At 43.5% G+C, this 23,437-nt stretch carries 19 protein-coding genes and 2 pseudogenes; 12 read left to right on the top strand and 9 right to left on the bottom strand.

Annotated elements, in window-relative coordinates:
- Positions 1-30 precede the first annotated feature (30 nt).
- A complete protein-coding gene (locus HWQ38_RS29645; RefSeq protein ID WP_292801020.1) occupies positions 31-1,161 on the top strand; it encodes a glycosyltransferase family 1 protein in 1,131 nt (376 codons plus the stop codon).
- Between the two features lie 33 nt (positions 1,162-1,194).
- Positions 1,195-1,416, top strand: a pseudogene (locus tag HWQ38_RS29640) (hypothetical protein); the annotation flags it as partial.
- A gap of 47 nt (positions 1,417-1,463) precedes the next feature.
- On the opposite strand, the gene HWQ38_RS29635 reads toward HWQ38_RS29640, so the two are convergent.
- On the bottom strand, positions 1,464-1,727 hold the full coding sequence (locus tag HWQ38_RS29635; RefSeq protein ID WP_292801018.1) for a hypothetical protein: 264 nt from the start codon (positions 1,725-1,727) through the stop codon (positions 1,464-1,466).
- A gap of 985 nt (positions 1,728-2,712) precedes the next feature.
- Between HWQ38_RS29635 and purC the strand changes: the two genes are divergently transcribed.
- The 7 genes from purC to HWQ38_RS29600 all read left to right on the top strand — a co-directional run bounded on the left by purC (position 2,713) and on the right by HWQ38_RS29600 (position 12,027).
- Positions 2,713-3,450 carry a phosphoribosylaminoimidazolesuccinocarboxamide synthase gene (purC, locus tag HWQ38_RS29630; protein ID WP_292801138.1) on the top strand — a complete coding sequence of 246 codons (738 nt, stop codon included), beginning with the start codon at positions 2,713-2,715 and terminating at the stop codon, positions 3,448-3,450.
- Between the two features lie 153 nt (positions 3,451-3,603).
- On the top strand, positions 3,604-6,288 hold the full coding sequence (locus HWQ38_RS29625) for a BamA/TamA family outer membrane protein (protein ID WP_292801016.1): 2,685 nt from the start codon (positions 3,604-3,606) through the stop codon (positions 6,286-6,288).
- 203 nt (positions 6,289-6,491) lie between these two features.
- The gene (lpxC, locus tag HWQ38_RS29620) at positions 6,492-7,406 is read left to right on the top strand and encodes a UDP-3-O-acyl-N-acetylglucosamine deacetylase (RefSeq protein ID WP_292801014.1); all 915 of its coding nucleotides are present in this window, start codon (positions 6,492-6,494) and stop codon (positions 7,404-7,406) included.
- Between the two features lie 99 nt (positions 7,407-7,505).
- On the top strand, positions 7,506-8,036 hold the full coding sequence (gene fabZ / locus HWQ38_RS29615) for a 3-hydroxyacyl-ACP dehydratase FabZ (protein ID WP_292801012.1): 531 nt from the start codon (positions 7,506-7,508) through the stop codon (positions 8,034-8,036).
- A 312-nt stretch (positions 8,037-8,348) separates the two neighbouring features.
- Positions 8,349-9,167, top strand: coding sequence for an acyl-ACP--UDP-N-acetylglucosamine O-acyltransferase (gene lpxA / locus HWQ38_RS29610; RefSeq protein ID WP_292801010.1), 819 nt, complete (start codon positions 8,349-8,351; stop codon positions 9,165-9,167).
- 304 nt (positions 9,168-9,471) lie between these two features.
- Positions 9,472-10,665: a lipid-A-disaccharide synthase gene (gene lpxB, locus HWQ38_RS29605; protein ID WP_292801008.1), complete on the top strand. Its 1,194-nt coding sequence runs from the start codon at positions 9,472-9,474 to the stop codon at positions 10,663-10,665.
- A gap of 93 nt (positions 10,666-10,758) precedes the next feature.
- A complete protein-coding gene (locus HWQ38_RS29600; RefSeq protein WP_292801006.1) occupies positions 10,759-12,027 on the top strand; it encodes a DNA cytosine methyltransferase in 1,269 nt (422 codons plus the stop codon).
- Between the two features lie 146 nt (positions 12,028-12,173).
- Here HWQ38_RS29600 and HWQ38_RS29595 read toward each other — a convergent pair whose 3' ends face one another.
- The 5 genes from HWQ38_RS29595 to HWQ38_RS29580 all read right to left on the bottom strand — a co-directional run bounded on the left by HWQ38_RS29595 (position 12,174) and on the right by HWQ38_RS29580 (position 15,066).
- Positions 12,174-12,389, bottom strand: coding sequence for a hypothetical protein (locus HWQ38_RS29595; RefSeq protein WP_292801004.1), 216 nt, complete (start codon positions 12,387-12,389; stop codon positions 12,174-12,176).
- 75 nt (positions 12,390-12,464) lie between these two features.
- Positions 12,465-13,430 carry an aldo/keto reductase gene (locus tag HWQ38_RS29590; RefSeq protein WP_292801002.1) on the bottom strand — a complete coding sequence of 322 codons (966 nt, stop codon included), beginning with the start codon at positions 13,428-13,430 and terminating at the stop codon, positions 12,465-12,467.
- Between the two features lie 42 nt (positions 13,431-13,472).
- On the bottom strand, positions 13,473-13,607 hold the full coding sequence (locus HWQ38_RS40625; protein WP_366933360.1) for a hypothetical protein: 135 nt from the start codon (positions 13,605-13,607) through the stop codon (positions 13,473-13,475).
- Positions 13,608-13,632: 25 nt separating this feature from the next.
- Positions 13,633-14,475 carry a hypothetical protein gene (locus tag HWQ38_RS29585; RefSeq protein WP_292801000.1) on the bottom strand — a complete coding sequence of 281 codons (843 nt, stop codon included), beginning with the start codon at positions 14,473-14,475 and terminating at the stop codon, positions 13,633-13,635.
- Between the two features lie 372 nt (positions 14,476-14,847).
- Positions 14,848-15,066 carry a hypothetical protein gene (locus tag HWQ38_RS29580; RefSeq protein WP_292800998.1) on the bottom strand — a complete coding sequence of 73 codons (219 nt, stop codon included), beginning with the start codon at positions 15,064-15,066 and terminating at the stop codon, positions 14,848-14,850.
- Positions 15,067-15,404: 338 nt separating this feature from the next.
- Between HWQ38_RS29580 and nfi the strand changes: the two genes are divergently transcribed.
- Positions 15,405-16,070, top strand: coding sequence for a deoxyribonuclease V (gene nfi, locus HWQ38_RS29575; protein ID WP_292800996.1), 666 nt, complete (start codon positions 15,405-15,407; stop codon positions 16,068-16,070).
- A 552-nt stretch (positions 16,071-16,622) separates the two neighbouring features.
- Positions 16,623-17,420 carry a fatty acid desaturase gene (locus HWQ38_RS29570; RefSeq protein ID WP_292800994.1) on the top strand — a complete coding sequence of 266 codons (798 nt, stop codon included), beginning with the start codon at positions 16,623-16,625 and terminating at the stop codon, positions 17,418-17,420.
- Positions 17,421-17,588: 168 nt separating this feature from the next.
- Here HWQ38_RS29570 and HWQ38_RS29565 read toward each other — a convergent pair whose 3' ends face one another.
- Entirely contained in the window at positions 17,589-18,020 is a 432-nt protein-coding gene (locus HWQ38_RS29565) for a hypothetical protein (RefSeq protein ID WP_292800992.1), read from the bottom strand.
- A gap of 78 nt (positions 18,021-18,098) precedes the next feature.
- Here HWQ38_RS29565 and HWQ38_RS29560 point away from each other — a divergent pair, with 78 nt between their 5' ends.
- The gene (locus tag HWQ38_RS29560; RefSeq protein WP_292800990.1) at positions 18,099-19,988 is read left to right on the top strand and encodes a tetratricopeptide repeat protein; all 1,890 of its coding nucleotides are present in this window, start codon (positions 18,099-18,101) and stop codon (positions 19,986-19,988) included.
- Between the two features lie 184 nt (positions 19,989-20,172).
- Here HWQ38_RS29560 and HWQ38_RS29555 read toward each other — a convergent pair whose 3' ends face one another.
- Positions 20,173-21,870 carry a hypothetical protein gene (locus HWQ38_RS29555; RefSeq protein WP_366933359.1) on the bottom strand — a complete coding sequence of 566 codons (1,698 nt, stop codon included), beginning with the start codon at positions 21,868-21,870 and terminating at the stop codon, positions 20,173-20,175.
- A gap of 117 nt (positions 21,871-21,987) precedes the next feature.
- Positions 21,988-22,515: pseudogene (locus tag HWQ38_RS40620) on the bottom strand (AAA-like domain-containing protein); the annotation flags it as partial.
- Positions 22,516-23,437: the final 922 nt, after the last annotated feature.

Raw genomic sequence — 23,437 nt, 5'->3', positions numbered from 1 at the left:
AGATTATCTGCCTGTACTGAATAGTTTTATATGAGAATTGCTCTATTTACGGAAACCTTTTTACCCAAGGTTGATGGCATTGTAACGCGCCTACGCCATACTGTTGATCATTTACAGCGCAGTGGTAATCAAGTGCTGGTGATTGCCCCTGATGGAGGCATCACAGAATACAAAGGCGCTAAAGTTTACGGCGTTACTGGCTTTCCTCTGCCATTGTATCCAGAATTGCAAATGGCATTACCCCGCCCAGCCATTGGTTATGTTTTAGAAGAGTTTAAGCCAGATGTTATTCATGTCGTAAATCCAGCAGTTTTGGGTTTAGCTGGCATATTCTATAGCAAAATCCTCAAAATACCCTTAGTGGCATCTTACCATACGCATTTACCCCAATATCTCCAACATTACGGCTTGGGGATGCTAGAAGGGCTTCTTTGGGAATTGCTGAAAGGCGCTCATAATCAAGCAGATTTGAATCTGTGTACCTCCACAGCTATGGTAGAGGAACTGACAGCACACGGTATTGAACGTGTAGATTTGTGGCAGCGTGGGGTGGATACAGAATTATTTCACCCCGATTTAGCTAGTGTAGAGATGCGATCGCGCTTATCGCAAAATCATCCAGAAAGTCCATTGCTACTTTACGTTGGGCGGCTTTCTGCTGAAAAAGAAATTGAGCGTATCAAACCAATTTTAGAGGCAATTCCCCAAGCGCGGTTGGCATTGGTTGGGGATGGTCCACACCGTCAAGCATTGCAAAAACACTTTGCTGACACAAACACTTATTTTGTTGGCTATCTTATGGGGCAAGAATTAGGTTCTGCCTTTGCAAGTGCTGATGCCTTTATGTTTCCTTCCCGTACAGAAACATTAGGCTTAGTACTACTAGAAGCGATGGCTGCTGGCTGTCCTGTAGTAGCAGCCCGTTCAGGGGGAATTCCCGATATTGTCACAGATGGAGTAAATGGATATCTTTTTGAGCCAACAGCAGATGTTCAAGGCGCGTTAGCTGCTACTGTTCGCCTCTTAGAACAAAAACAACAACGAGACATCATCCGTCAAAATGCTCGCCAGGAAGCAGAAAGTTGGGGTTGGACAGCTGCCACTAAGCAGCTACAAGATTACTATCAGAAGGTGATATTTTCTGAACAGTTGACAAAATAGGGGAGTGGGGACTGGGCAGGATTATTTCGTTTTCCCCTAAATGCCAAAATCCAAGAGTTTTTGTTTTACTATCATACTGGAGACTCGGCTTATTTATCGCGCAACTTCAAAACAAGCGATCGCCTGTTTTGAAGCCGCCAAATGCATTCAACCCCAAGACCAAGCTGTTGATATCCACCCAGAACGGGCGCATAATTATCAACAAAGGCCGCCCCAGAGTCTTGGGATGGTGTTTGGACAATGTTTACTAAGTAGTCATTGGGCATTGGGCATTGGGCATTGGTGATTCTCCCTCATCCCCCTCATCCTTGACCCTCCCCCTGGTCATCCTGAAACGGGTCTTCGCCAATTCTTAGCTCTTTTTTTGAGCGTTTCAACTGTTTCCATAAATCCTTTATTTGTTCATAAGCTTGACCTGGAGGCAGTTTTCCACCTGTTTCTAAGTTGCAAATGTAGCTTACTCGTTGGGCAAATTCCTGTAGATTTGCATTAAAAACCAAGTTTTCTGGCTTTACCTGACCGTAGTAGCGACCACGAGGAAACAGAAAATCATCCTTATTCACCATTTTGTTCTCCAATTTATTCAACTCCCCTTCTGTTTAAATCTCTAAAGCTGAATTACTAGCTAACCTAATCTTTAACTTCTCAGGATTTACGCAAACAATAGCCGAAAACAATGATTTTCTTCTTAGGGGCAATTCATGAATTGCCCCTACAGAGTGTAGTTTTGCGTAAGTCCTACTTGTGTCAGACTGGGAGAAATCAAATCATCCAACTCCTTTTCCAATCGGTGATGTAGGAATTGGTTAATTCAGATTTTGAGATTAGAAGATCATGCTTGTAATATTTATGTGATAAATATTACAAAAATTCCTGGTAAAGTAACTAGAGACAATATTTGATTTTCCTCCCGGTTGTCAATTTATCTCATCTTAATTTATGAAGTTCGGATTGTAATTAACTTCAGTGTAAAGCCTGAGTGACAAAATATACAAAACATTATCCTATTTTCTATAAAACTTTTAGTAAAAATGATTACTAACTTCTAACTCAAACTATTTAGGTAGACTTACTATAAACCAAAGCCAATTGTCCTCTGTTAAAAGTTAGAGATTCAGTTCGGAATCTTTGGCAACAGGTTGCCAAACCGCGTCTATCTTGAAACCTGTAGTTCTTCGGTGATCAAAAGGATTTGCCCTCATCCCCCAACCCCGAATCCCAGATTTGGGATTCGGGGAGCCAGAATTTCAAAGTCCCTCTCCCAGATTTGGGAGAGGGATTTAGGGTGAGGGCAAAAACTACGGTTATCAACATAGATCAGGTTTAAATTCTGTTACCAAGAAGAGGGCATTGGGTAAAACAGTTTTGAGTTCCAGTTGTGAGTAAAGAAGTAAGATTCCCCACTCAGCCCTTGGACGCGTGTGGCCAATTATCGGCAACCCGATGTCCTCTTAAATAATCACCAATGGCTAATAGTTAATAACTAAAGATAAAATGGTGAAGCCTCAAAGGACAACCTTTGGTTCATCGCCTAGAACTTTACCTGCCACCATGTCTGTTAATTCCAAGTTATACGAAGGCAAAGCGAAAATTCTCTATACAACGGACGATCCGGAAGTCTTGTTGGCTGATTTTAAAGACGATGCCACGGCGTTTAACGCCCAAAAGCGTGGCAGCATCCAAGGGAAAGGAAAAATTAATTGTAGCATTTCCAGCCAGCTTTTTAAACAGTTGGAGGCTTATGGTATAAAGACTCACTTTATCGACAGCCCTGCCCCGAATCAGATGCGGGTGAAGGCAGTAAAGATTTTACCCTTAGAAGTAGTGATTAGAAATATTGCTGCTGGCAGTCTGTGTCAACAAACAGGGTTAGCAGTGGGTACAATTCTGAAACAGCCTTTGGTTGAGTTTTATTACAAAAATGATCAGTTAGGAGATCCTTTGTTGACACGCGATCGCCTATACCTGCTAGAACTAGCTACTGCGGAACAAGTAGACGCAATTACCCATCTAGCATTGCAAATAAACGAATTTCTCCGTAACTTTTGGCAACGGTGCGGCATTATCCTAGTAGACTTCAAACTAGAGTTTGGTTTGGACTCACAACAGCAGTTGCTCTTGGCAGACGAAATTAGCCCCGACACCTGCCGGTTGTGGGATACCGCAGAAGAAGACTCAAACCGCCGGGTAATGGACAAAGACCGCTTTCGCCGAGACTTAGGAAATGTAGAGGATGCTTACCAAGAAGTTTTACAAAGAGTGCTAAAAGCAGTAGAGAGTAATAGTTAAGTGGGTAAAAATCAATTAAACTCGTGTGGATTGTCATTTGTCATTTGTCCTTTGTAAATAATGCCCAATGCCCAATGCCCAATGCCCAATGCCCAATGACTAATGACTAATTTGTAATGGTGTGTGTGGTCGTGAATAGGAATCATAAGTAAAATGCGTTTATCTCCCGTATTGCTGGCAGCAGTAGCAATTACAGTCCCTTTGGGCGGCTCACTGAGTGCAAATGCAGAAACCGCCAACAGTTCAAAACAGACAACAGAAGTTTTGACACTAGGAACAAATCAGCAGCCAGAAAAAGACACTGGTCAGCGTTACACTAGTGAGAGTTTAAAATCTCCACCTAATCCCACAGGGGTTACAGAGGCGAAATATCTACAATCCCCCTTTGTCACAGCTTACCCTGCCAATCGAGCCGCGATGGCTGCGGTGGTCACTGAGCCAAGTCGAAGTGCGGGCTACGCTGGAGCGACACCAAAGGTAATAGTACCAACCTCCACAACGCCAACAACTGCACAAACCCCTCAAATAATAAATCCCAACCCGACTCAACAGCCATCTCCCGCTCCAGTCATTCCACCCCCAGCTAGTCAACAACTAACACCTTCGCCAATTGATACTACTCCAGTTCCAGAAAATCTCAATCCACCGACAACGCAACCTTTATTACCCACAACTCCCGAACCATCAGCCGCTCCAGACATTCCACTCCCAGGTAGTCAACAACTAACACCTTTCCAAACTCCTGAGACTACTCCAGTCCCAGAAAATGTCAATCCACCGACAACGCAACCTTTATTACCCACAAGTCCCGAACCATCAAGCGCTCCAAACATTTCACCCCCAGCTACTCAACAACGAACACCTACCCCAAACCCAGGCGCGACTCCAAATCCGCAGAATGTTAACCCGCCGACAACTCCGGGAAATACTCAACCCAACCCAGCCCCAGAAGCCAATGACCCCCGCGTACTGGTGTCGGAAGTAGTAGTTAAATCCCAGACTGGGCAACTATCACCAGAACTAGAAGACCAAGTTTACAAAGTAATTCGCACCCAACCAGGAAGAACGACAACCCGCAGCCAACTGCAAGAAGATATTAACGCCATCTTTGGTACTGGCTTCTTCTCCAACGTCCAAGCAGCGCCAGAAGATACCCCCTTGGGAGTGCGAGTCAGCTTTGTTGTACAGCCTAACCCCGTCCTCACCAAGGTACAAGTAGAAGCCAATCCTGGCACTGGTGTTGCTTCCGTACTACCACTTAATACTGTAGATGAAGTTTTTCGCCAGCAGTATGGCAAAATCCTCAACTTGCGTGACTTGCAGGAAGGCATCAAGCAGTTAAACAAGCGGTATCAAGACCAAGGTTACGTGCTAGCCAATGTGATTGGATCGCCCCAAGTCTCTGAAAACGGAATTGTCACCTTGCAAATAGCAGAAGGGGTAGTAGAAAACATTAGAGTCCGGTTCCGCAATAAAGATGGTCAGGATACAGACGAGAAGGGACAACCGATTCGCGGACGAACGCAAAATTACATCATTACACGAGAATTGGAATTAAAGCCAGGACAAGTATTCAACCGCAATACAGTGCAAAAAGACCTACAGCGCGTGTATGGACTGGGACTGTTTGAAGATGTGAATGTCTCCCTTGACCCTGGTAGTGACCCTAGCAAGGTGGATGTAGTAGTGAATGTAGCTGAACGCGGTAGTGGTTCTATTGCGGCTGGGGCAGGGATTAGTTCTGCTAGTGGACTATTTGGCACAGTTAGCTATCAACAGCAAAACCTGAACGGTAGAAACCAAAAACTGGGTGCAGAAGTACAGGTGGGAGAGCGGGAACTGCTGTTTGACCTGCGGTATACAGACCCCTGGATCGCCGGAGATCCCCACCGGACTTCCTACACGGTCGATCTTTTTCGCCGCAGTTCCATTTCGTTGATTTTTGATGGCAAAGATCGGAATATTAGAACATTTGACCCAAATAATCCCACTAATACAGATTCTCAGGATACCCCTCGCATTCTCCGTCTCGGTGGTGGTGTCACCTTTACCCGTCCCCTGTCCTCCAACCCCTACAAAACTTCCGTATGGACAGCCTCAGCTGGTTTACAATATCAACGAGTTTCCGCCCGTGATGCCAATGGCAATCTCGTAAGAACAGGAGGGCTATTTAACAGTAATGGAAATCCTATCGACCAGAATGGAAATATTGTCACACAACCAACCACCACTCAATTAACCGAGTCTCCAGGAGGTCAAGACGATTTGTTGCTGTTTCAACTCGGCGTACAGCGCGATCTCCGTAATAACCCCTTGCAACCTACCAGTGGTTCTTATCTCCGCTTGGGAATCGATCAGTCAGTCCCTCTGGGACTAGGCAACATTTTACTCACCAGATTACGGGGTAGCTACAGCCAATATTTCCCCATCAAATTGATTAGCTTCTTCAAAAAAGGGGCACAAACTCTAGCATTTAACTTCCAAGCAGGAACAGTTCTCGGTGACTTGCCTCCCTACGAAGCTTTTACCCTTGGGGGTAGCAACTCCGTCCGGGGTTATGAAGAAGGAGGATTAAGTAGTGGACGCAGTTATGTGCAAGCATCAGTTGAATATCGGTTCCCAGTTTTTTCAGTAGTCAGCGGCGCACTATTTTTTGATGTTGGCAGTGACCTGGGTACTAGTACCCAGGCAGCTGAAATACTCAATAAGAACGGAAGTGGCTATGGCTATGGTCTTGGCGTTCGCGTCCAGTCTCCACTAGGGCCAATTCGGATTGACTACGGTATCAACGATAACGGTGATAGCAGGATTAATTTTGGTATTGGCGAAAGGTTTTAACCAGTTAGGAGTTAGAAGTTAGGAGTTATGAGTTTTAATTCCTCATTCTTAACTCATAACTTTTTTGGATTAGCTTGCTAATTTTTACATTTACCTCAATACTGTTCCGATAAAGGGATTAATAAGATTTTTAGGGGAATATCAGGGATTTTACCAAAACAGACGATGAACAATACTAAAGGAAATATATTGAGTTTTCGGTTATGCAACAACACACTCTAGCAGCCCAAATCACTCAAACTGGGGTGGGATTGCATAGCGGTGTGAGTACCCAGGTGCGGATATTACCTGCTGATGCCGGAAGTGGACGCTACTTTGTGCGGGTGGATTTACCGGATTTGCCGATCATTCCAGCCCAAGTTGCCGCAGTTAGTCACACTGTTCTCTCAACTCAGTTGGGCAAGGGTGAGGTATATGTTCGCACGGTAGAGCATTTGTTGGCAGCGCTTTCGGGTATGGGCGTGGATAATGCCCGGATTGAAATTGATGGGCCAGAAGTTCCACTTTTGGATGGTTCAGCAAGTGTGTGGACAGCCAACATTACCCAAGTTGGTCTAGTATCACAACCTGTTAACAACCAAATTCCTTTGGCTATTACAGAACCAATATGGGTCTATCAAGGGGATGCCTTTGTATGTGCCCTCCCAGCACCAGAAACCCGCTTTAGTTACGGTATTGATTTTGACCTGCCCGCCATTGGTAATCAATGGCATAGTTGGTCACTAACTGCTGAACTAGAAAAAGCTTCTGCTAGCTTTGCTGCGGAAATTGCTCCTGCCCGGACTTTTGGGTTACTGGATCAAATTGAACACTTACAAAAAACAGGTTTAATTAAAGGTGGCAGTTTGGATAATGCACTCGTTTGTGGATCAGAAGGCTGGCTAAATCCACCATTGAGATTTGCAAATGAGCCAGTCCGTCATAAAATCTTGGATTTAGTCGGAGATTTAAGTTTACTAGGAACTTTTCCTACTGCTCATTTCTTAGCGTATAAAGCCAGTCATAATTTACACATTCAACTGGCTCAAAGAATTTTAGATTTGGGACTTTCCTGCGGAACGCTACGCGAACGCCTTCTCTCCGAGACGCTACGCGAACGCTCAGTCGAACGATTTTAGATTTTGGATTGGATCTAAAGCCTAAAATCCGGGATTATTAAGGCTTTGGATATACACCTGCCTACTCAACTTTCAGACGAAAAATCAACTACACGACCAATGTCAATTATCACTGAAGTAAATATCATCGATCCGACTACACCTACATCTATCGAACCACGGGCTATAAATGAGACTAAAATCAGTTCTGAGATTAAAACAACTTTCACATCTGAAGAAATTCAGAAATTACTACCCCACCGCTATCCATTTTTACTTGTAGACAAAATAATTGACTACGTTCCAGAAAAACGAGCTGTTGGCGTTAAAAATGTCACTATCAACGAACCCCATTTCCCAGGACATTTCCCTGGACGTCCACTGATGCCAGGGGTGCTAATTGTCGAAGCAATGGCACAAGTTGGGGGCATTGTTCTAACTCAAATGTCTCCCGGAGAAGGCGGGCTGTTTGTCTTCGCTGGTATCGATAAAGTCCGCTTTCGCCGCCAAGTCGTACCGGGAGATCAACTAGTAATGACGGTGGAACTGTTATGGGTAAAACAACGTCGTTTCGGTAAGATGCAAGGTCGTGCCGAAGTTGACGGTCAACTTGCTTGTGAAGGGGAATTAATGTTTTCTCTAGTTAGCTAAAAGTTTGCTTTTGTGGTCTGGGCATAGCCGTGAAATGCCCCTACTGAATCCTGAAAAAGGATCACAGTAAAAAAAAATCCACTATAGCATCTGATAATTTCTTGATTTTCGACGCCCTCTCTACGAGACGCACTCACAAACATATTTAACTTGCTTTGCCCGACACTTTCGTTCACTGAAATACTTCACGCTCAACAACGCCAGTTGCCTTGATGGGACAGCAGTCGGTATAACTCTCTTAACCAGGGTAACACGCTGCCTCATAAACCCCGTCCGGCGCTGGATTATCAAGACAGTTCTGGAGATTCACCCTTGAAAACGCTAATTCATCCAACTGCTGTAATTCATCCAAAATCGGAACTCCACCATACAGTGCAAGTCGGTGCCTATGCTGTGATTGGAGCGCATGTCAAAGTGGGACCTGAAACAATAATCGGCGCTCATGCAGTGCTAGAGGGACCTTGTGAAATTGGGGCGCAAAATCAGATTTTTACAGGTGCAGCCATCGGCATGGAACCCCAGGATCTGAAGTTTGTGGGAGAACCAACTTGGGTCAAAATTGGTGATAACAATTTGATTCGGGAGTACGTTACGATTAACCGCGCTACCGGTGCCGGTGAAGCGACGGTAATTGGTGATGGGAACTTGCTGATGGCTTATGTCCATGTGGCTCATAACTGCGTGATTGAAGACCAAGTAGTGATTGCTAACTCTGTGGCGTTGGCAGGTCATGTCCATATAGAGTCACGCGCTCGGCTGAGTGGGGTTTTAGGTGTCCATCAATTTGTGCATATTGGTAGACAGGCAATGGTGGGAGGCATGGCACGTATTGACCGAGATGTAGCCCCATATATGTTAGTGGAGGGAAATCCGGCGCGGGTACGAACCCTCAACCTTGTGGGACTTAAACGGTCTGGTATGGACTCAGCAGATTTGCTTATGCTGAAAAAAGCCTTCCGCATTCTCTACCGTTCTAATTTGTCTTTTAAGGATGCCTTGGAAGAACTGGAATTGTTAGGGGATAGCGAAAAATTGCAGCATCTGCGACGCTTCCTGTTACTTTCTCAGATGTCAGGAAGGCGTGGCTTGATTCCTGGTAAGGGGAAAAAAGGCGCGAGTGATGAATCGTGAGATGTTAGATATATCATGTCTGTCGAATTAACCATAATCAAAGCACCCCACCCCCAACCCCTCCCCGCAAGCGAGGAGGGGAGTAAGAGCGTAGCTGGCGGTCGACCCCCTCGATCAAATGAATCAATATTTACACCCGCAAGCGAGGAGGGGAGTAAGAGCGTAGCTGGCGGGGAGGGGTTCCGAGGAATTGTGGTTAATTGCTTAGACATCATAAATTATGAGTTATGAGTTGATGAATTAAATTTTTAACTCCTAACTCCTAACTCCTAACTCCTAATTTTTACTAATTACTAATTATCAAATGCGGATATTTATCAGCACTGGCGAAGTATCTGGCGATTTACAAGGATCGCTGCTAATTACGGCACTGAAGCGTCAAGCTGGGGCGATTGGGTTGGAATTAGAGATTGTGGCGCTGGGTGGCGAAAAAATGGTAGAGGCTGGGGCAACTCTGCTGGGCAATACCAGCAGTATTGGCTCAATGGGTATTCTAGAAGGGTTGCCTTATATTTTACCGACTCTCCAGGTGCAACGTCAGGCGATCGCTTCCCTAAAGCAAAATCCACCGGATTTGGTGGTGTTGATCGATTATATGACTCCCAATGTGGAAATCGGAACTTATATGAAACGGCACTTACCAGATGTGCCTGTGGTATATTACATCGCTCCCCAAGAGTGGGCTTGGTCAGTCAATTTGCGTAGAACTAACCGGATTGTCGGCTTTACAGACAAGCTGTTGGCAATCTTTCCCCAAGAAGCGCGTTACTTTCGGGAGAAAGGGGCAAAAGTTAGTTGGGTAGGACATCCTTTGGTTGACAGAATGCAAGACGCTCCTAGTCGGGAAGCAGCCCGTGCAACATTGGGGATTACACCAGAACAAATTGCGATCGCACTCCTCCCCGTCTCTCGCCACCAAGAACTAAAATATCTTTTACCAGTTATTTTTCAAGCTGCCCAGACTATTCAAGCTAAATTACCTGAAGTTCATTTTTGGATTCCCCTATCTCTGGAAGTCTATAGACAGCCAATTGAGGAAGCTGTTGAGCGTTACGGTTTGCGGGCTACAGTTCTATCAGGTCAACAAAAGGAAGTTTTTGCTGCTGCTGATTTAGGCATTAGCAAATCTGGTACTGTGAACCTGGAACTTGCCTTGTTCAATGTGCCGCAAGTTGTAGTTTACCGCCTAAGTTCTCTGACTGCTTGGATAGCTCGTAAAATCCTCAAAGGTTCTATAACCTTTGCATCGCCACCCAATTTAGTAGTGATGAAGCCGATTGTGCCAGAATTTTTACAAGAGCAAGCCACACCAGAGAATATTATCCAAGCGGCGATGGAACTGCTACTCAATCCGAGTCGCAGAGAGCAAACTTTGCTAGATTATCAGGAAATGCGGCAGTGTTTAGGAGAAATTGGGGTGTGCGATCGCGCTGCTCAAGAAATTTTGCAAATGCTACCGGGGAGTGGGCTTGCCGTGAGCGTAGCCGAATGGGAGTAGGCTTGCCGTGAGCGTAGCCGAATGGGAGTGGGGACTGGGAAAATTTTGTATATTTAATACGCGATATCCAATCCCAATCGCTTTAGAGGTGTCATGGCTGATGAGATGAGAAAACAACGAGCGATCGCAGTTGACTTATTTGCCGGCGCGGGTGGTATGACTCTTGGCTTTGAGCAAGCTGGTTTTGATGTGCTGGCTTCTGTGGAAATCGACCCGATCCACTGTGGAACACATGAGTTTAACTTTCCTTATTGCTCAGTGTTATGCAAAAGTGTTGTGGATACAACCGGGGAAGAAATTAGAAATCGGTCTAAGATTGGCGAGCGGGAAATTGATGTGGTAATTTGTGGCTCACCATGTCAAGGATTTTCCCTAATTGGTAAACGAATTGTTGATGATCCGCGAAACTCTTTGGTGTTTCACTTTCATCGGCTGGTTTTTGAGCTAAAACCGAAGTTCTTTGTGATGGAAAATGTTCGGGGGATCACAGTTGGCGAACATAAACAAATCCTCCAATCCTTAATTAGCGAGTTTAAAATTTACGGCTATCAAGTAGAAGAAAATTACCAAGTTCTCAACGCTGCAAATTACGGAGTACCACAGTCTCGTGAGAGATTATTTCTCATCGGCGCAAGGGAGGATGTAGAGTTACCAAAATACCCTCAGCCGATTACTAAACAAGCATTACCAAATAATTTAACTTCTAAAAAAATATCTGACATTCCATTGAGTCCTACAGTATGGGATGCAATTGGAGATTTACCGGAAATAGAAAAATATCCTGAGTTAATAACAAGAAATTGGGTTGTGGCAGAATACGGAAAACCTAGTAAATATGCTCTTGTTCTTCGCGGGCTAAAATGCCTAGACGATGATTATTCTTACAACCGTGAATATAATTTGCGAATACTTTCTTCAAGTTTAAGAACAAAACATTCTGCGGAAACTATTAAACGTTTTCAGGAGACTCAACAAGGCGAAAGAGAAAAAATTAGTCGTTTTTATAAGCTACATCCTGCTGGTGTCTGCAATACTTTAAGAGCCGGAACGGACAAGTTTAGGGGTTCTTTTACATCTCCTAGACCAATTCATCCAATTACGCCGCGCTGTATCACAGTTAGAGAAGCGGCAAGATTGCATTCTTACCCCGATTGGTTTAGATTTCATGTAACCAAATGGCACGGATTTCGGCAAGTTGGTAACTCTGTACCACCGCTACTAGCAAAGGCTGTGGCGGCGGAAATTATTCGCAGTTTAAATATTTCGCCTTTGAAGCCGAATTTGGGATACAAGTTGCCAGAGGAGAAGCTATTACAATTTAATATGTCGCAAGCGGCACAATATTATCAGCGTGACTTGTAAGTTGTAATATCTGCAAGATTTCACTATCTGAACCCTTGGTAAAACCTTTCAACTAATTAGACAGCCTCTCCACCACTACCTAGTGGTCTGTCAAATTCATTTTGACGGTTAGAGAGACGCGATTTATCGCCGTCTCTACAGAAAATTTATTCGTCAATTAGTTCTTGACAGACTACTAGTTTTTTCTTGAGTATCTCTTCCATTTCCCTCAAATCCTCGTTAGTTTGAGGGAATGGATATGTCGGACTATTAGGACTTCTCCGTTTGATTAATGCCTCAATCGCTTCATCATCTTCACGATGAGCTAAAATATATGCTCTCAGTTCTTGACGAGACATTTTGCTAAAGTCGGGCTTCGTCATCGTTAAACTCCCATTGACCATCCGAAAAAATTGATAGTTTGCGCTTGATTTGGGCATTTTTTATGGCGAACTGTACTAAGTCCAAGCGCGGAAGAATGTACTATCTTCCCAGATATTAGCAGTCCGCGCTGCGATCGCTGTCAATTCTTCCTTCTTAAGAGGCACAAAAGCCCGCGCTATCTTGACATTTTTTTCTAATTGTGCAATAGTCTGTGCAGCAATCACGCAACAGTGAACTCCAGGCTGAGACATTGTGTAACCTAAAGCTTGCTCCATACCTGTCAACCCACCTGATTTAAACAGCCGACCATAAGCCGGGACTTTCATCGCAATCACACCGACATTTTTTTCTTGAGCAACTGGTAGAACTACGGGGATAAATGGACGTGGGTGGTGTTTGTCGGCAGCATTCACCGGAATCAGTGTAGTGTGGAAAGGATAGCGGCGTAACCCTTCAGCAATCACTTGAGGGTCGTGATGTCCGGTAATACCTGCGAACCGCACCAATTTTTGTTGTATGGCTTCTTCCAAAGCTTTAATTGCGCCAGATGGACTAAAGATGGTGTCGAGTTCTTCGGAAAAAGAAACGTGATGCAACTGCCACAAATCGAGATAATCTGTATTGAGACGTTTAAGCGATCGCTCCAATTCTCGCCATGCAGCATCCCGATCTCTTTTATCAGTCTTGCTTGCTAGAAACAGCTTTGAGCGATGGGGTGGTAACACTTTGCCTAAATAATCTTCACTCGAACCATAAGTAGCGGCTGTATCAAAGTAGCGAATGCCAAGTTCTAGCGCTCTTTGAATAATTGCCGTAGCATCATCCTCTTTTCCTTCCCAGGATAGCGGCGTTTGTCCTGCTCCTCCTAACCCAAAGATCGGGAGTTTTACTTTTGTGCGTCCCAGCAGTCGTTCTGGCATACTTGCTGGCGGTGTTGCGATGTTGGTAGTATTTTCCTGAAAAGCATTAGTTGCCACAATACCTCCAGTCACAGCAATGCTGGTAATTAGGAAATTACGCCGTGTCTTTCCTTCTGTCATGGTTGGCTTCGGGGGCGAAATTACTTTTATTATAAATTCTAGCTAGCGAGAATTAATTTGATAAAGCAAAATTACTGATAGATCAGGAACACTCCCAAAGCGCTGATCATTAGTTAGAAAAGTAGAGCATTGAGTCAATAGTGCTATTGCTGCATGGATAGCATCTGGTAATTTGATGTTAATACGATCAATACTCCTTTTTCTAGTTTAGCTTTAAGGAGCGAGCGCTTTCCTTATTACCGACAGAATTTTTCTCAGCGTAGGTTAGATTTCTCTGATATTCTTTTATTTTTTGTTGAGCTACTACATAATTGGGGCTAGAAGATGGTACGTTTTTCATAAGTGCGATTGCAGATTTCCACTTACTCGTAACTATCTTCCAATCATCTGGAGATTTTGCTGATTGGGTTAGTTTGGCAGCACTGATTGCTTGATTAACAGCCTCTCGGAATCTATCAGTTTGAGGTGTGAGTGGTGTTGCAAATGGAGTTGGCGACATAACTTTAGAAGCTATAGACGTTAGTGCCTTTTCTTTCATTTTTGGAATTTTTGCTAATAAATATACTCCGATGGCAACCAAGGAAATTAGCATAATTATCAGCAGTTTTTTCTTTAAATTTTTAGGAGTTTGATAATGATATTCGGCTAGTGATTTTATGGGCAAATGCTGCGTTTTGCCTTTTCTCATTTGGCTTAGACCCGTATCACCACGCAATCTGTCAATTTCTAAATCTGTGTGATCAATACTGTAGCTCTTAGGTCTAGTTTGAAAGCTTTGGAGTATAACTTTCAGCTTTGGAATGAAGCGTTTTATTACTAAGTGTTCTAACTGGTATAGATATGCGGCAGTGAACATCCAAATCATGAACCAACGTTGACTTAAAAAATCATTATGTTCAATGCTGTAAAAAATTCCGTTTGTTGCACGTCCTGTTAAATGCCCAGCACAGCTATCTAAGTATTCCGGTATTTCATAGTAAAAGTTGCAACTAGAAAAAGCTAATTCCGAAAACATAGTTAGGATTAGCATAAAAGATAATCCCATTACGATTGTGCCATAGAAACCTGCCCATAAGCTATTCAAAGTAGGTATCCATTTAGGTAATTTATTAGCTGATTTAGGCTTTTGCCAAATAAACCAGAAAATATGGTAGATAAAGGCTAAGACAATTGTTGGTATTAATAAGCCGAATAAAACAGAAAATATTAATAATATAGGGCTGTTACCGAGAGCTGATATAAATACTCCAACCAGTCCAAATACTATTAAACGTGTGCCAGGAAATGCTATGGGAACTAGAATAATCGCCCTGAGAAAATCTTGGTTTTTTAATCCGCGTGCAGTATCGCCACTTAAGTTAATACAAATAGTTAGAGTTTGAGAATTACTAGAAGACTGTTCATTATCTAATGCTTCTTATTCAGCTTCTGCTATGGCTAAATCAAACTCTTGACTCCAAGCTGGAAACTCGCTATCCGTTTGTTGTCCATAAACTTTCACTATTTCAACAGATGCAGCCCCTAAAGCCCTTAACCCTTTGCGGACAAATGCAACTAAAATTTGCTGATTTGGTACTTCGGCAGATTCTAGCATTACCTCTAAGTAACCATCTTTGAAGGCAACTTTTGCAGTCATAGCTTTGGGATGTAAGTGGCGGTTCATCAAAGATGCGATCGCCTCGGTATCTCCCTATTTTGCAAGTTCCAGAATATTCGGCTGTGTCATAACGAGTAAAAGAGAAAATCTGGGAAAATAAACTTATATTCTCAGGATTCCCTCTTCACAGCCTTAAATAACATTCTGATGCAAGATATCAACTAACTAGGGTTAAAATATCTAGTATAAAGATAGTCTTTCATCGACTTTTGCAAAAAATATATTTTTCCGGCATCAATATCAAAAATTAGTGTTTATTTTCTTTGCTTGCCAAATTACCAGGATTTAGATCAATCAATTTTATTCCCAATTAAAACATGAAGATTTATCGAGATCATGCTTGGCCTTCGACGCTGGAGGAAGCCATAGTTATCCAAGAAAAGCTGGGAGATCAAGTAATTACTGAGGATCAATTTCAAGAACCTATCCAGTATGTTGCTGGTGTGGATATGGGTTTTGAAGCTGATGGAACAATTAGCCGTGCAGCTGTCGCAGTACTAAGTTTTCCTGATTTGCAAGTAGTTGAGACAAGCCTAGCACACCGTCCTACGACCTTTCCCTATATTCCTGGTTTCCTCTCATTTCGGGAAATTCCAGCTGTCCTCGATGCGCTGGAAAAGATTAAAACAATACCAGATATCATCCTGTGTGATGGTCAAGGAATTGCCCATCCCCGCAGATTAGGTATAGCTACCCATCTAGGATTACTTATAGATATGCCGACAATTGGTGTAGCCAAATCGTTGTTAGTAGGTAAGCATGGGGAATTGCCAGAAACAAAAGGCAGTCAGCAACCATTGATATATAAAGGCGAAACGATTGGGGCTGTTTTGCGATCGCGCACAGGAGTAAAACCTCTCTACATCTCCAGTGGTCATCGTATTAGTTTACCGACAGCGATTGACTATGTATTACGCTGCACGACAAAATATCGCCTGCCAGAAACTACACGCATTGCGGATAAATTAGCGTCGGCGAAATAAAGCGAAACCTCACCCCCAACGCCTCTCCGTGAGTTCGGAGAGGGGAGATAAAGCTTGTTGAAGTTTTTTCTAAATACTTGCTTGCAGCGACTCAATCGTATTAGGAATCGCACATAAACAAGTTGAAGTAGCTAACTAAATAGGCTCAAGTAGCGATCGCAGAATTTTTGGTCTCTGATATTGTGAGTTAAATCGGCGTTGAGAAACCGTATCTACACGGTGTAAGTCATCCTACTGCTAGGACTTTTTTGGTAAATTACCTGACTCTCTAAGCAGTATTTTTACGTTGATGACTTAAGGATAATCGTGGCGTTCAAGCTTTCAAATCCGTTATTAGACTTCTTGCATAAATCAAAAAAGAACCCCACCCCGCCTTTGACTTACGGCAAATTCTCCCCTAAGAGCCTGCTCTTAGGGACTTTTGCAAGAGGTCTATTATATACCAATAAGACAGCCAGGAGGTTTTGTCAGAAATCTTGTTAAAAGTAGGCAAACTTCTGCCACAGTCTACTAGTGTAGAATTCAAAAGTGTAAGTTAATTTTATAGATACAATGCTCAAAAACACCAGGAAATGTCCAATTGAGTACATAGTTACTGATGATGATGCCAGCCAATATCTCCGTCATTGTGCTGTGGCTGCTCTAATCCTAGTGGCGGCTTATGGTTTATTTGTAGCTGAATTTATCTCTAGTTGGATCTTATTTGCGATTGTAGCTGTTACACTGCCTCGTTGGGTTATTAGCGTACATGAACTTATTCATGTTAAAAACGACAAACAGATAAATAGGATAATTAGCTGTTTGGCTATTAGTCCTATTCCACTTTCTATTTTGACGCTAAGTTATCCACAAATTTGTGAGATTCATCTGGCTCATCATCGGAGTCCAGCAACAGAATTAGACCCAGATGCTTACCATATTCGAGGGAATTTTTTTGTTGTTATTCTCAACGCCTTGAGTGCGCCAGAACAAAGTTTTATTCGCTCACTACAAGTGAATGGATTTAATCTTCAACTAGGACTAGATTTGCTCATTAAGCTATTGATTTTAGGAATATTAGTTTTCTTAGGGGGAGAAAAATTCTTTTGGTTTTGGTTATTTATGCGAATTGTGTATGGGCTAGGGGATATAGTATTCTTTCGTCTTGTACATCACCAAAAAGGCAAATATGGGACATTTGAGATAAAATTTTCCAGTACTATTGAAACATGGGGAGAGCGAATTTTTGGGAAAACGGTGATTCAAGCAGCAATTAATCACGATGTACATCATCAAAATCCTGGTATTGCCGTACATCATCTAGCAACAGCGAGACCATACATTATGAATTTTCCTAGTAATGAATCCTAGAGTACCAATTAATCTGCAAACAACACCAATTAGACAGTCAGGGGGTAAACAGAATAAGCTTTTTAAGAGAAGCATATCACTAACGAATGCCTCCGACACGCTACACATCGCACCCTTTCTCCCAAAATCACACCAAATTCATCCAACATAACAGTTGTAGTTTAAATTTTAGCAGCGATCGCCTTTACACACCCAAATAATACTGCTCCGGCGTAGCCAGTCGTAGACATTGCGTAGCTGTTTTGAGTTCCAAACGCCAAATTTGAGGTTCAAAGGTGCAACTTTGAGGCTCAAAGGCTCAACTTCGAGGCTCAAAAGCTCAACTTCGAGCTTCCGAGGCTCAACTTCGAGGCTCAAAAGCTCAACTTTGAGGTTCAGAGGCTCAACTTTGAGGCTCAAAGGCTCAACTTTGAGGTTCAGAGGCTCAACTTTGAGGCTCAAAGGCTCAACTTTGAGGTTCAGAGGCTCAACTTTGAGGCTCAAAGGCTCAACTTTGAGGTTCAGAGGCTCAACTTTGAGGCTCAAAGGCTCAACTTTGAGGTTCAGAGGCTCAACTTCGAGGTTCAAAGGCAACCACTGCTTGTAAATGTTTCTATGCAAATGGTATTTCTACCCCAAAGAGAGGTGCTTTTCAAATAGAGACAAAGTAGAATTAAAAATAAACTTTACAAGCTGTTTATGCAATGGGCTAATTTTCTAGCCAAAGAAGCTGCTACTCATAGCTTATCTCTAAAGCAAACGGCAGCTTTTATAAAATATTTTAAGACTGAAAACTTAGGTAAAAGTGAAGCTAAACTTGCCAGCGAATTAAACGTTGATGTTGCTACTTTTAGAAACTCGATGGGTGAAGTATATGAAAAGTTCGCCCAGAATTATCCTGAGTTAGCTATTTCCAATAGTCGGGGCAAATTAGAAAAGTTACAAGCTTACCTGAAGGCGAAACATAATAGTGAATTAGATGTCCTCAAACCCTTGGCGGCGATGAAATTATTAAAATCGCTGGTGGTTCGGGAACGACTGCAACAAGAAGCTTGGGTTGCGAGAAGAATTTGTAAATTTTTGGGATATTTGCCTTTAGCATTAGAGTTAGTCGGGCGATATCTGGATAAAATGCCAGATTTGTCTCTGGAAACACTGCTGAAGCGGCTAGAGAAAAAGCGACTGGAACATGAAACAGTAGTCAATGCTAACTCATTGATAGATTATGAATCCGGTCTAGCTGAAGCTTTTGAATTGAGTTGGGAACAGTTGGATGAGAATGCACAAAGCTTTGGCTGTTTGCTAAGTTTGTGTGCCTTAGCTGACATTCCCTTATCTGTTAAGACGATAGAAGATGACAAACAACAACTTTGGGAAAAAGCCGTAGCCGATTTACTCGAATTGCATTTGCTACAACGGATAAGTAAAGAAATTTATCGTCTAAATCCACTGATTCGGCAACTTTTCCAAATGAAGTTGGATAAATCAAGTGAGGCGGATGAAGCAAAAACTAAATTTGCAGTGATGATGTTACAAGTAGCAAAGCTAATTCCGCAACAGCCTAACTCTGAAGATATTCTTAACCTCACTCCACATATCCCGCACATTACAGAAGTTGCAACCCACCTACCCCAGTATTTAGGTGATAAAAATTTAATCACTCTGTTTACTAAATTAACTTGGTTTTATCAAAGTCAAGGACTTTATCAGCAAGCAGAACTTTGGTTACAACAGTGTGTAGAACTGACTCAAAATCGTCTTGGTTTAGAACATTCCGATGTTGTTGCTAATCTGAACAATTTAGCAGGACTCTACGAATCTACAGGACGCTACAGCGAAGCTGAACCTTTATATCAGCAAGCTTTAGAACTGAGAAAACGTTTGCTGGGAGACAACCATCTTGATGTCGCCACTAGCCTGAACAATTTAGCATTGCTCTACGAATTTACAGGACATTACAGCAAAGCCGAACCCTTGCTTGAGCAAGCTTTAGAACTAAGAAAACGCCTACTGGGAGAAGAACATCCCGATGTCGCTACTAACGTCAGCTATTTAGCATTAATCTACGAATCTACAGGACGCTACAGCGAAGCCGAACCTTTGTATCAGCAAGCTTTAGAACTGTGGAAACGCCTAGTGGGAGATGAACATCCACATGTCGCCACTAGCCTGAACAATTTAGCAGCATTCTACTGTTATACAGGACGTTACAGCGAAGCCGAACCCTTGCTTGAGCAAGCTTTAGAACTGAGAAAACGCCTGTTGGGAAAAGAACATATCGATGTTGGCACTAGCCTGAACAATTTAGCCCAACTCTACGAATCTACAGGACGTTACAACAAAGCCGAACCCTTGTATCAGCAAGCTTTAGAACTGAGTAAACACCTGCTGGGACATAACCATCCCGATGTTGCTATTAGTCTGAACAATCTCGCAGCACTCTACCGTAATACAAGACGCTACAAGAAAGCCAAACCCCTGTTTGAGCAAGCTTTGAGAATTTGTGAACGGACTTTAGGTGTAAGTCATCCTACTACTATGACGGTTCGGGCAAATTATGCCAGCTTTTTAAGAGAAGCATATCACTAGCGATCGCCTCCAGCACGCTAGGCGATCGCACTCCCTCTCCCCCGTGGCGCTACGGTGTACACACAAGTCGAAGTAAACTAGCTCAATCAAAAGACCTCTCCCTGGTTTGACTACGCAAAACCGTCCCTCTCCGACGGGCGAGAGGGACAGACTTGAACTTGAGTTCAAGGCAGGGAGAGGTTTATTACCTGCGTGTATCAATATCATCACATAGATGCTTATCCTTCTCGCTCACATTGGGGTTGTTTTGCAAATAATCGCGCACCCAAGCACAACCCTTAACCATTAAATCATCTACATTCAAATTGAGATTCCACAGCTTCACCGTCTTGTCACGACTGGCAGAGGCAATGGTTTCACCGTCGGGGCTAAATGCCACGCTATTAATCAAATCGCTATGACCTTGGAGAGTTTGTAATAGTTGCCCCTTGCGATTCCACAGCTTCACCGTGTTGTCACCACTGGCAGAGGCAATGGTTTCACCGTCGGGGCTAAATGCCACGCCCAAAACCGAACTGCTATGACCTTGGAGAGTTTGTAACAGTTGCCCGTTGCGATTCCACAACTTTACCGTCTTGTCTAAACTGGCAGAGGCAATGGTTTGACCGTCGGGGCTAAATGCCACGCTATTAACCCAATCGCTATGACCTTGGAGAGTTTGTAACAGTTTCCCCTTGCGATTCCACAGCTTCACCGTGTTGTCACCACTGGCAGAGGCAATGGTTTGACCGTCGGGGCTAAATGCCACGCTAGAAAGCGCACTGCTATGACCTTGGAGAGTTTGTAACAGTTGCCCATTGCGATTCCACAGCTTCACCGTGTTGTCATTACTGGCAGAGGCAATGGTTTGACCGTCGGGGCTAAATACCACGCTATTAACCGAATCGCTATGACCTTGGAGAGTTTGTAACAGTTGCCCGTTGCGATTCCACAGCTTCACCGTCTTGTCTAAACTGGCAGAGGCAATGGTTTGACCGTCGGGGCTAAATGCCACGCTAAAAACCGAATCGCTATGACGTTGGAGAGTTTGTAAGAGTTGCCCCTTGCGATTCCACAACTTCACCGTCTTGTCAGAACTGGCAGAGGCAATGGTTTCACCGTCGGGGCTAAATGCCACGCTATTAACCAAATCGCTATGACCTTGGAGAGTTTGTAACAGTTGTCCCTTGCGATTCCACAGCTTCACCGTCTTGTCACGACTGGCAGAGGCAATGGTTTCACCGTCGGGGCTAAATGCCACGCCCCAAACCGAATCGCTATGACCTTCTAATCGGTTACGTTCCTTGACTCCATAAAGCACCTGCTGGAGTGTAGCTACTCCCAAAATGCGGGTATCTGGTTCTACATTTTTATTTGGTGTTTTAAGTCGTTTTCCTACCTTCAAGCCTGTTACTAAAGCATCAAGCTCTAAATTTGCTGCCAGCAGGTTTTGTGATTTGAGGCTATCGGCGATAATTTCGGCATTTATCCGACGTTTATCCGCTTCTGCTTTTGCGGCGATTGCTTCCTGTCCTTTTACCTTTGCCAAATCTCGTTGCTTTTCAGCGTCTGCCTGTCTGTCCTTAGCTAATTGTTCAGCAGTTTTTGTTTTATCAAGGGCTTTTTTTAAGTCTGTTCCCCTTTTTTCAGCTAATTGTTGTGCAGACTTTGCTTCCTGCTCTCCTTTTTTAGCTCTTTCACTTTCATGATTAGCAATCCGCTTTTGCTTTTCTGCCTCCCTGCCTTGTTCCTCTGCTTTTTTCTGCTGTGTTCGCGCATTTTCAGCCTGACGCTTTGCCTCATTGCGTTGAATTTCTGCTTCCCGACGCTGTTGTTTTTCTCTCTCGCTGGCATTTTGGGCAGTCAGACGTTCGCCATTCACATACACAGCCACTCCCGTCATCAAAACCGAAAATACTACCAGTACCGCCACATAAGGCAATGCAGGTTTAAGCTGCTGCCACCTATCCCGCAAGTTAAACGGCAAATGTTTATTAATCCACTTGTCATCAAAGACTTGCCGATAGATTTGATTCCGCACCCGCAAAACATTATTCTCCCGCCGCACCACCCCCGATAGCTTCAAGTGAGATTTAGCTAAAGACTGCTCCTCATCAACAACCGCCCGCTTACCCCAGCGAATCTCGCGGTAAATAGTCAAAACCTGCGGGTCTGGTGAGCGTTTAGTCAGCATATCCCGCACAAACTGCAAGTTATTATCTTGCTCACTCACCGCCCCAAAAAATGTGCTGCTAACGATCTTGTCTACATCAGACGCGATGAATCGCGTCTCTACAAATTCTGGATTCTTTGTTAACAATGCACCACAAAGACGCTGGGTTAAATATGGGTGTCCGCCTGTCCAGTTCAATACCCAGCGTAATATCTGGTTGGCCTCATTGCTGGGTAATGCCAATCCCTCAGCCAAGGGTAAAGCTTCCTCAACGGTAAAATCAGTTAAATCTACACGCTGTCCAATATTAAACGGTGTGCGCTTGGCATCGCGGATTAAATCACCCGGAGTCGCTACCCCCATTAAGACAAAAGAAAGCCGCCCAAACTCAGGATTAGTCCTTCAGCTTTTTGAGTGGAAAAGCTTGTCTAATTGCGAGTCAATCTTGTACAGAAGTTGGGTAATTCTGTGCTTTGTCATCCAAGGGCAGCTTTTCCCGATTTTGAGGATTAGCTGAATTAATCAGGATTTTATTCACAGCGCTATCAATTAAGTACACTCTACTACAGCGCAGTTGCAGGCAATTACTAGCACCACAAAAAATTGCTTACGGAGCTAAAAGACTCGTTCACGGAGTTCAAAGACTCGTTCACGGAGCTAAAAGACTCATTAACGGAGCTAAAAGACTCATTAACGGAGCTAAAAGACTCGTTCACGGAGCTAAAAGACTCATTAACGGAGCTAAAAGACTCGACGACGGAGTTCAAAGACTCATTAACGGAGCTAAAAGACTCGACGACGGAGCTAAAAGACTCGTTCACGGAGTTCAAAAACTCATTAGACACCTGACAATTCAGCTCATGTGATAAAAGCCCACGAAAGACCTAACCCCCTTCCCGACACGGGAAGGGGCAAAATTCAAAGTCTCTCTCCTACAAGGAGAGAGATGAAGAAGAGAGGTTTTCCAGATACCGTGAAAAATGAATGTAGAGACGTAGCAATGCTACGTCTCTACAAGAGTTCTGGATAATGTATATAGCGGTTCCCGACCTAGTGAGGTACATCATAGCCCCCTCTCGAAGAGCGGGGAGGGGGTTGGGGGTGGGGTTCTTGTACTCAACTCAACCGAGAACCGCTATATTTAATTTCTGGAGATGTTTATTAATAAACTTCAAAGACTCATTAATGGAGTTCAAGGAAATTAAACCCCACCTAAAACCCAAAAAAAGCCTGCATAGACAGGCTTTTTTTTACTAGCCACAGACCTTTAGTCTGTGGGCACTTTCATATTTTTGCA

It is taken from the genome of Nostoc sp. NMS7 (assembly GCF_017115085.1).
GTDB lineage: Bacteria > Cyanobacteriota > Cyanobacteriia > Cyanobacteriales > Nostocaceae > Nostoc.
Note: the sequence above shows the minus strand (reverse complement) of the source record. Positions and strands in the feature narration are given on the sequence as shown.

Coding starts and splice junctions, on each gene's coding strand:
- HWQ38_RS29645 (WP_292801020.1), top strand. CDS start 31: ATGAGAATTGCTCTATTTACGGAAACCTTTTTACCCAAGGTTGATGGC.
- HWQ38_RS29635 (WP_292801018.1), bottom strand. CDS start 1,727: ATGGTGAATAAGGATGATTTTCTGTTTCCTCGTGGTCGCTACTACGGT.
- purC (WP_292801138.1), top strand. CDS start 2,713: ATGTCTGTTAATTCCAAGTTATACGAAGGCAAAGCGAAAATTCTCTAT.
- HWQ38_RS29625 (WP_292801016.1), top strand. CDS start 3,604: ATGCGTTTATCTCCCGTATTGCTGGCAGCAGTAGCAATTACAGTCCCT.
- lpxC (WP_292801014.1), top strand. CDS start 6,492: ATGCAACAACACACTCTAGCAGCCCAAATCACTCAAACTGGGGTGGGA.
- fabZ (WP_292801012.1), top strand. CDS start 7,506: ATGTCAATTATCACTGAAGTAAATATCATCGATCCGACTACACCTACA.
- lpxB (WP_292801008.1), top strand. CDS start 9,472: ATGCGGATATTTATCAGCACTGGCGAAGTATCTGGCGATTTACAAGGA.
- HWQ38_RS29600 (WP_292801006.1), top strand. CDS start 10,759: ATGGCTGATGAGATGAGAAAACAACGAGCGATCGCAGTTGACTTATTT.
- HWQ38_RS29595 (WP_292801004.1), bottom strand. CDS start 12,389: ATGACGAAGCCCGACTTTAGCAAAATGTCTCGTCAAGAACTGAGAGCA.
- HWQ38_RS29590 (WP_292801002.1), bottom strand. CDS start 13,430: ATGACAGAAGGAAAGACACGGCGTAATTTCCTAATTACCAGCATTGCT.
- HWQ38_RS29585 (WP_292801000.1), bottom strand. CDS start 14,475: ATGGGATTATCTTTTATGCTAATCCTAACTATGTTTTCGGAATTAGCT.
- HWQ38_RS29580 (WP_292800998.1), bottom strand. CDS start 15,066: ATGACTGCAAAAGTTGCCTTCAAAGATGGTTACTTAGAGGTAATGCTA.
- nfi (WP_292800996.1), top strand. CDS start 15,405: ATGAAGATTTATCGAGATCATGCTTGGCCTTCGACGCTGGAGGAAGCC.
- HWQ38_RS29570 (WP_292800994.1), top strand. CDS start 16,623: ATGCTCAAAAACACCAGGAAATGTCCAATTGAGTACATAGTTACTGAT.
- HWQ38_RS29560 (WP_292800990.1), top strand. CDS start 18,099: ATGCAATGGGCTAATTTTCTAGCCAAAGAAGCTGCTACTCATAGCTTA.
- HWQ38_RS29555 (WP_366933359.1), bottom strand. CDS start 21,870: ATGACGGGAGTGGCTGTGTATGTGAATGGCGAACGTCTGACTGCCCAA.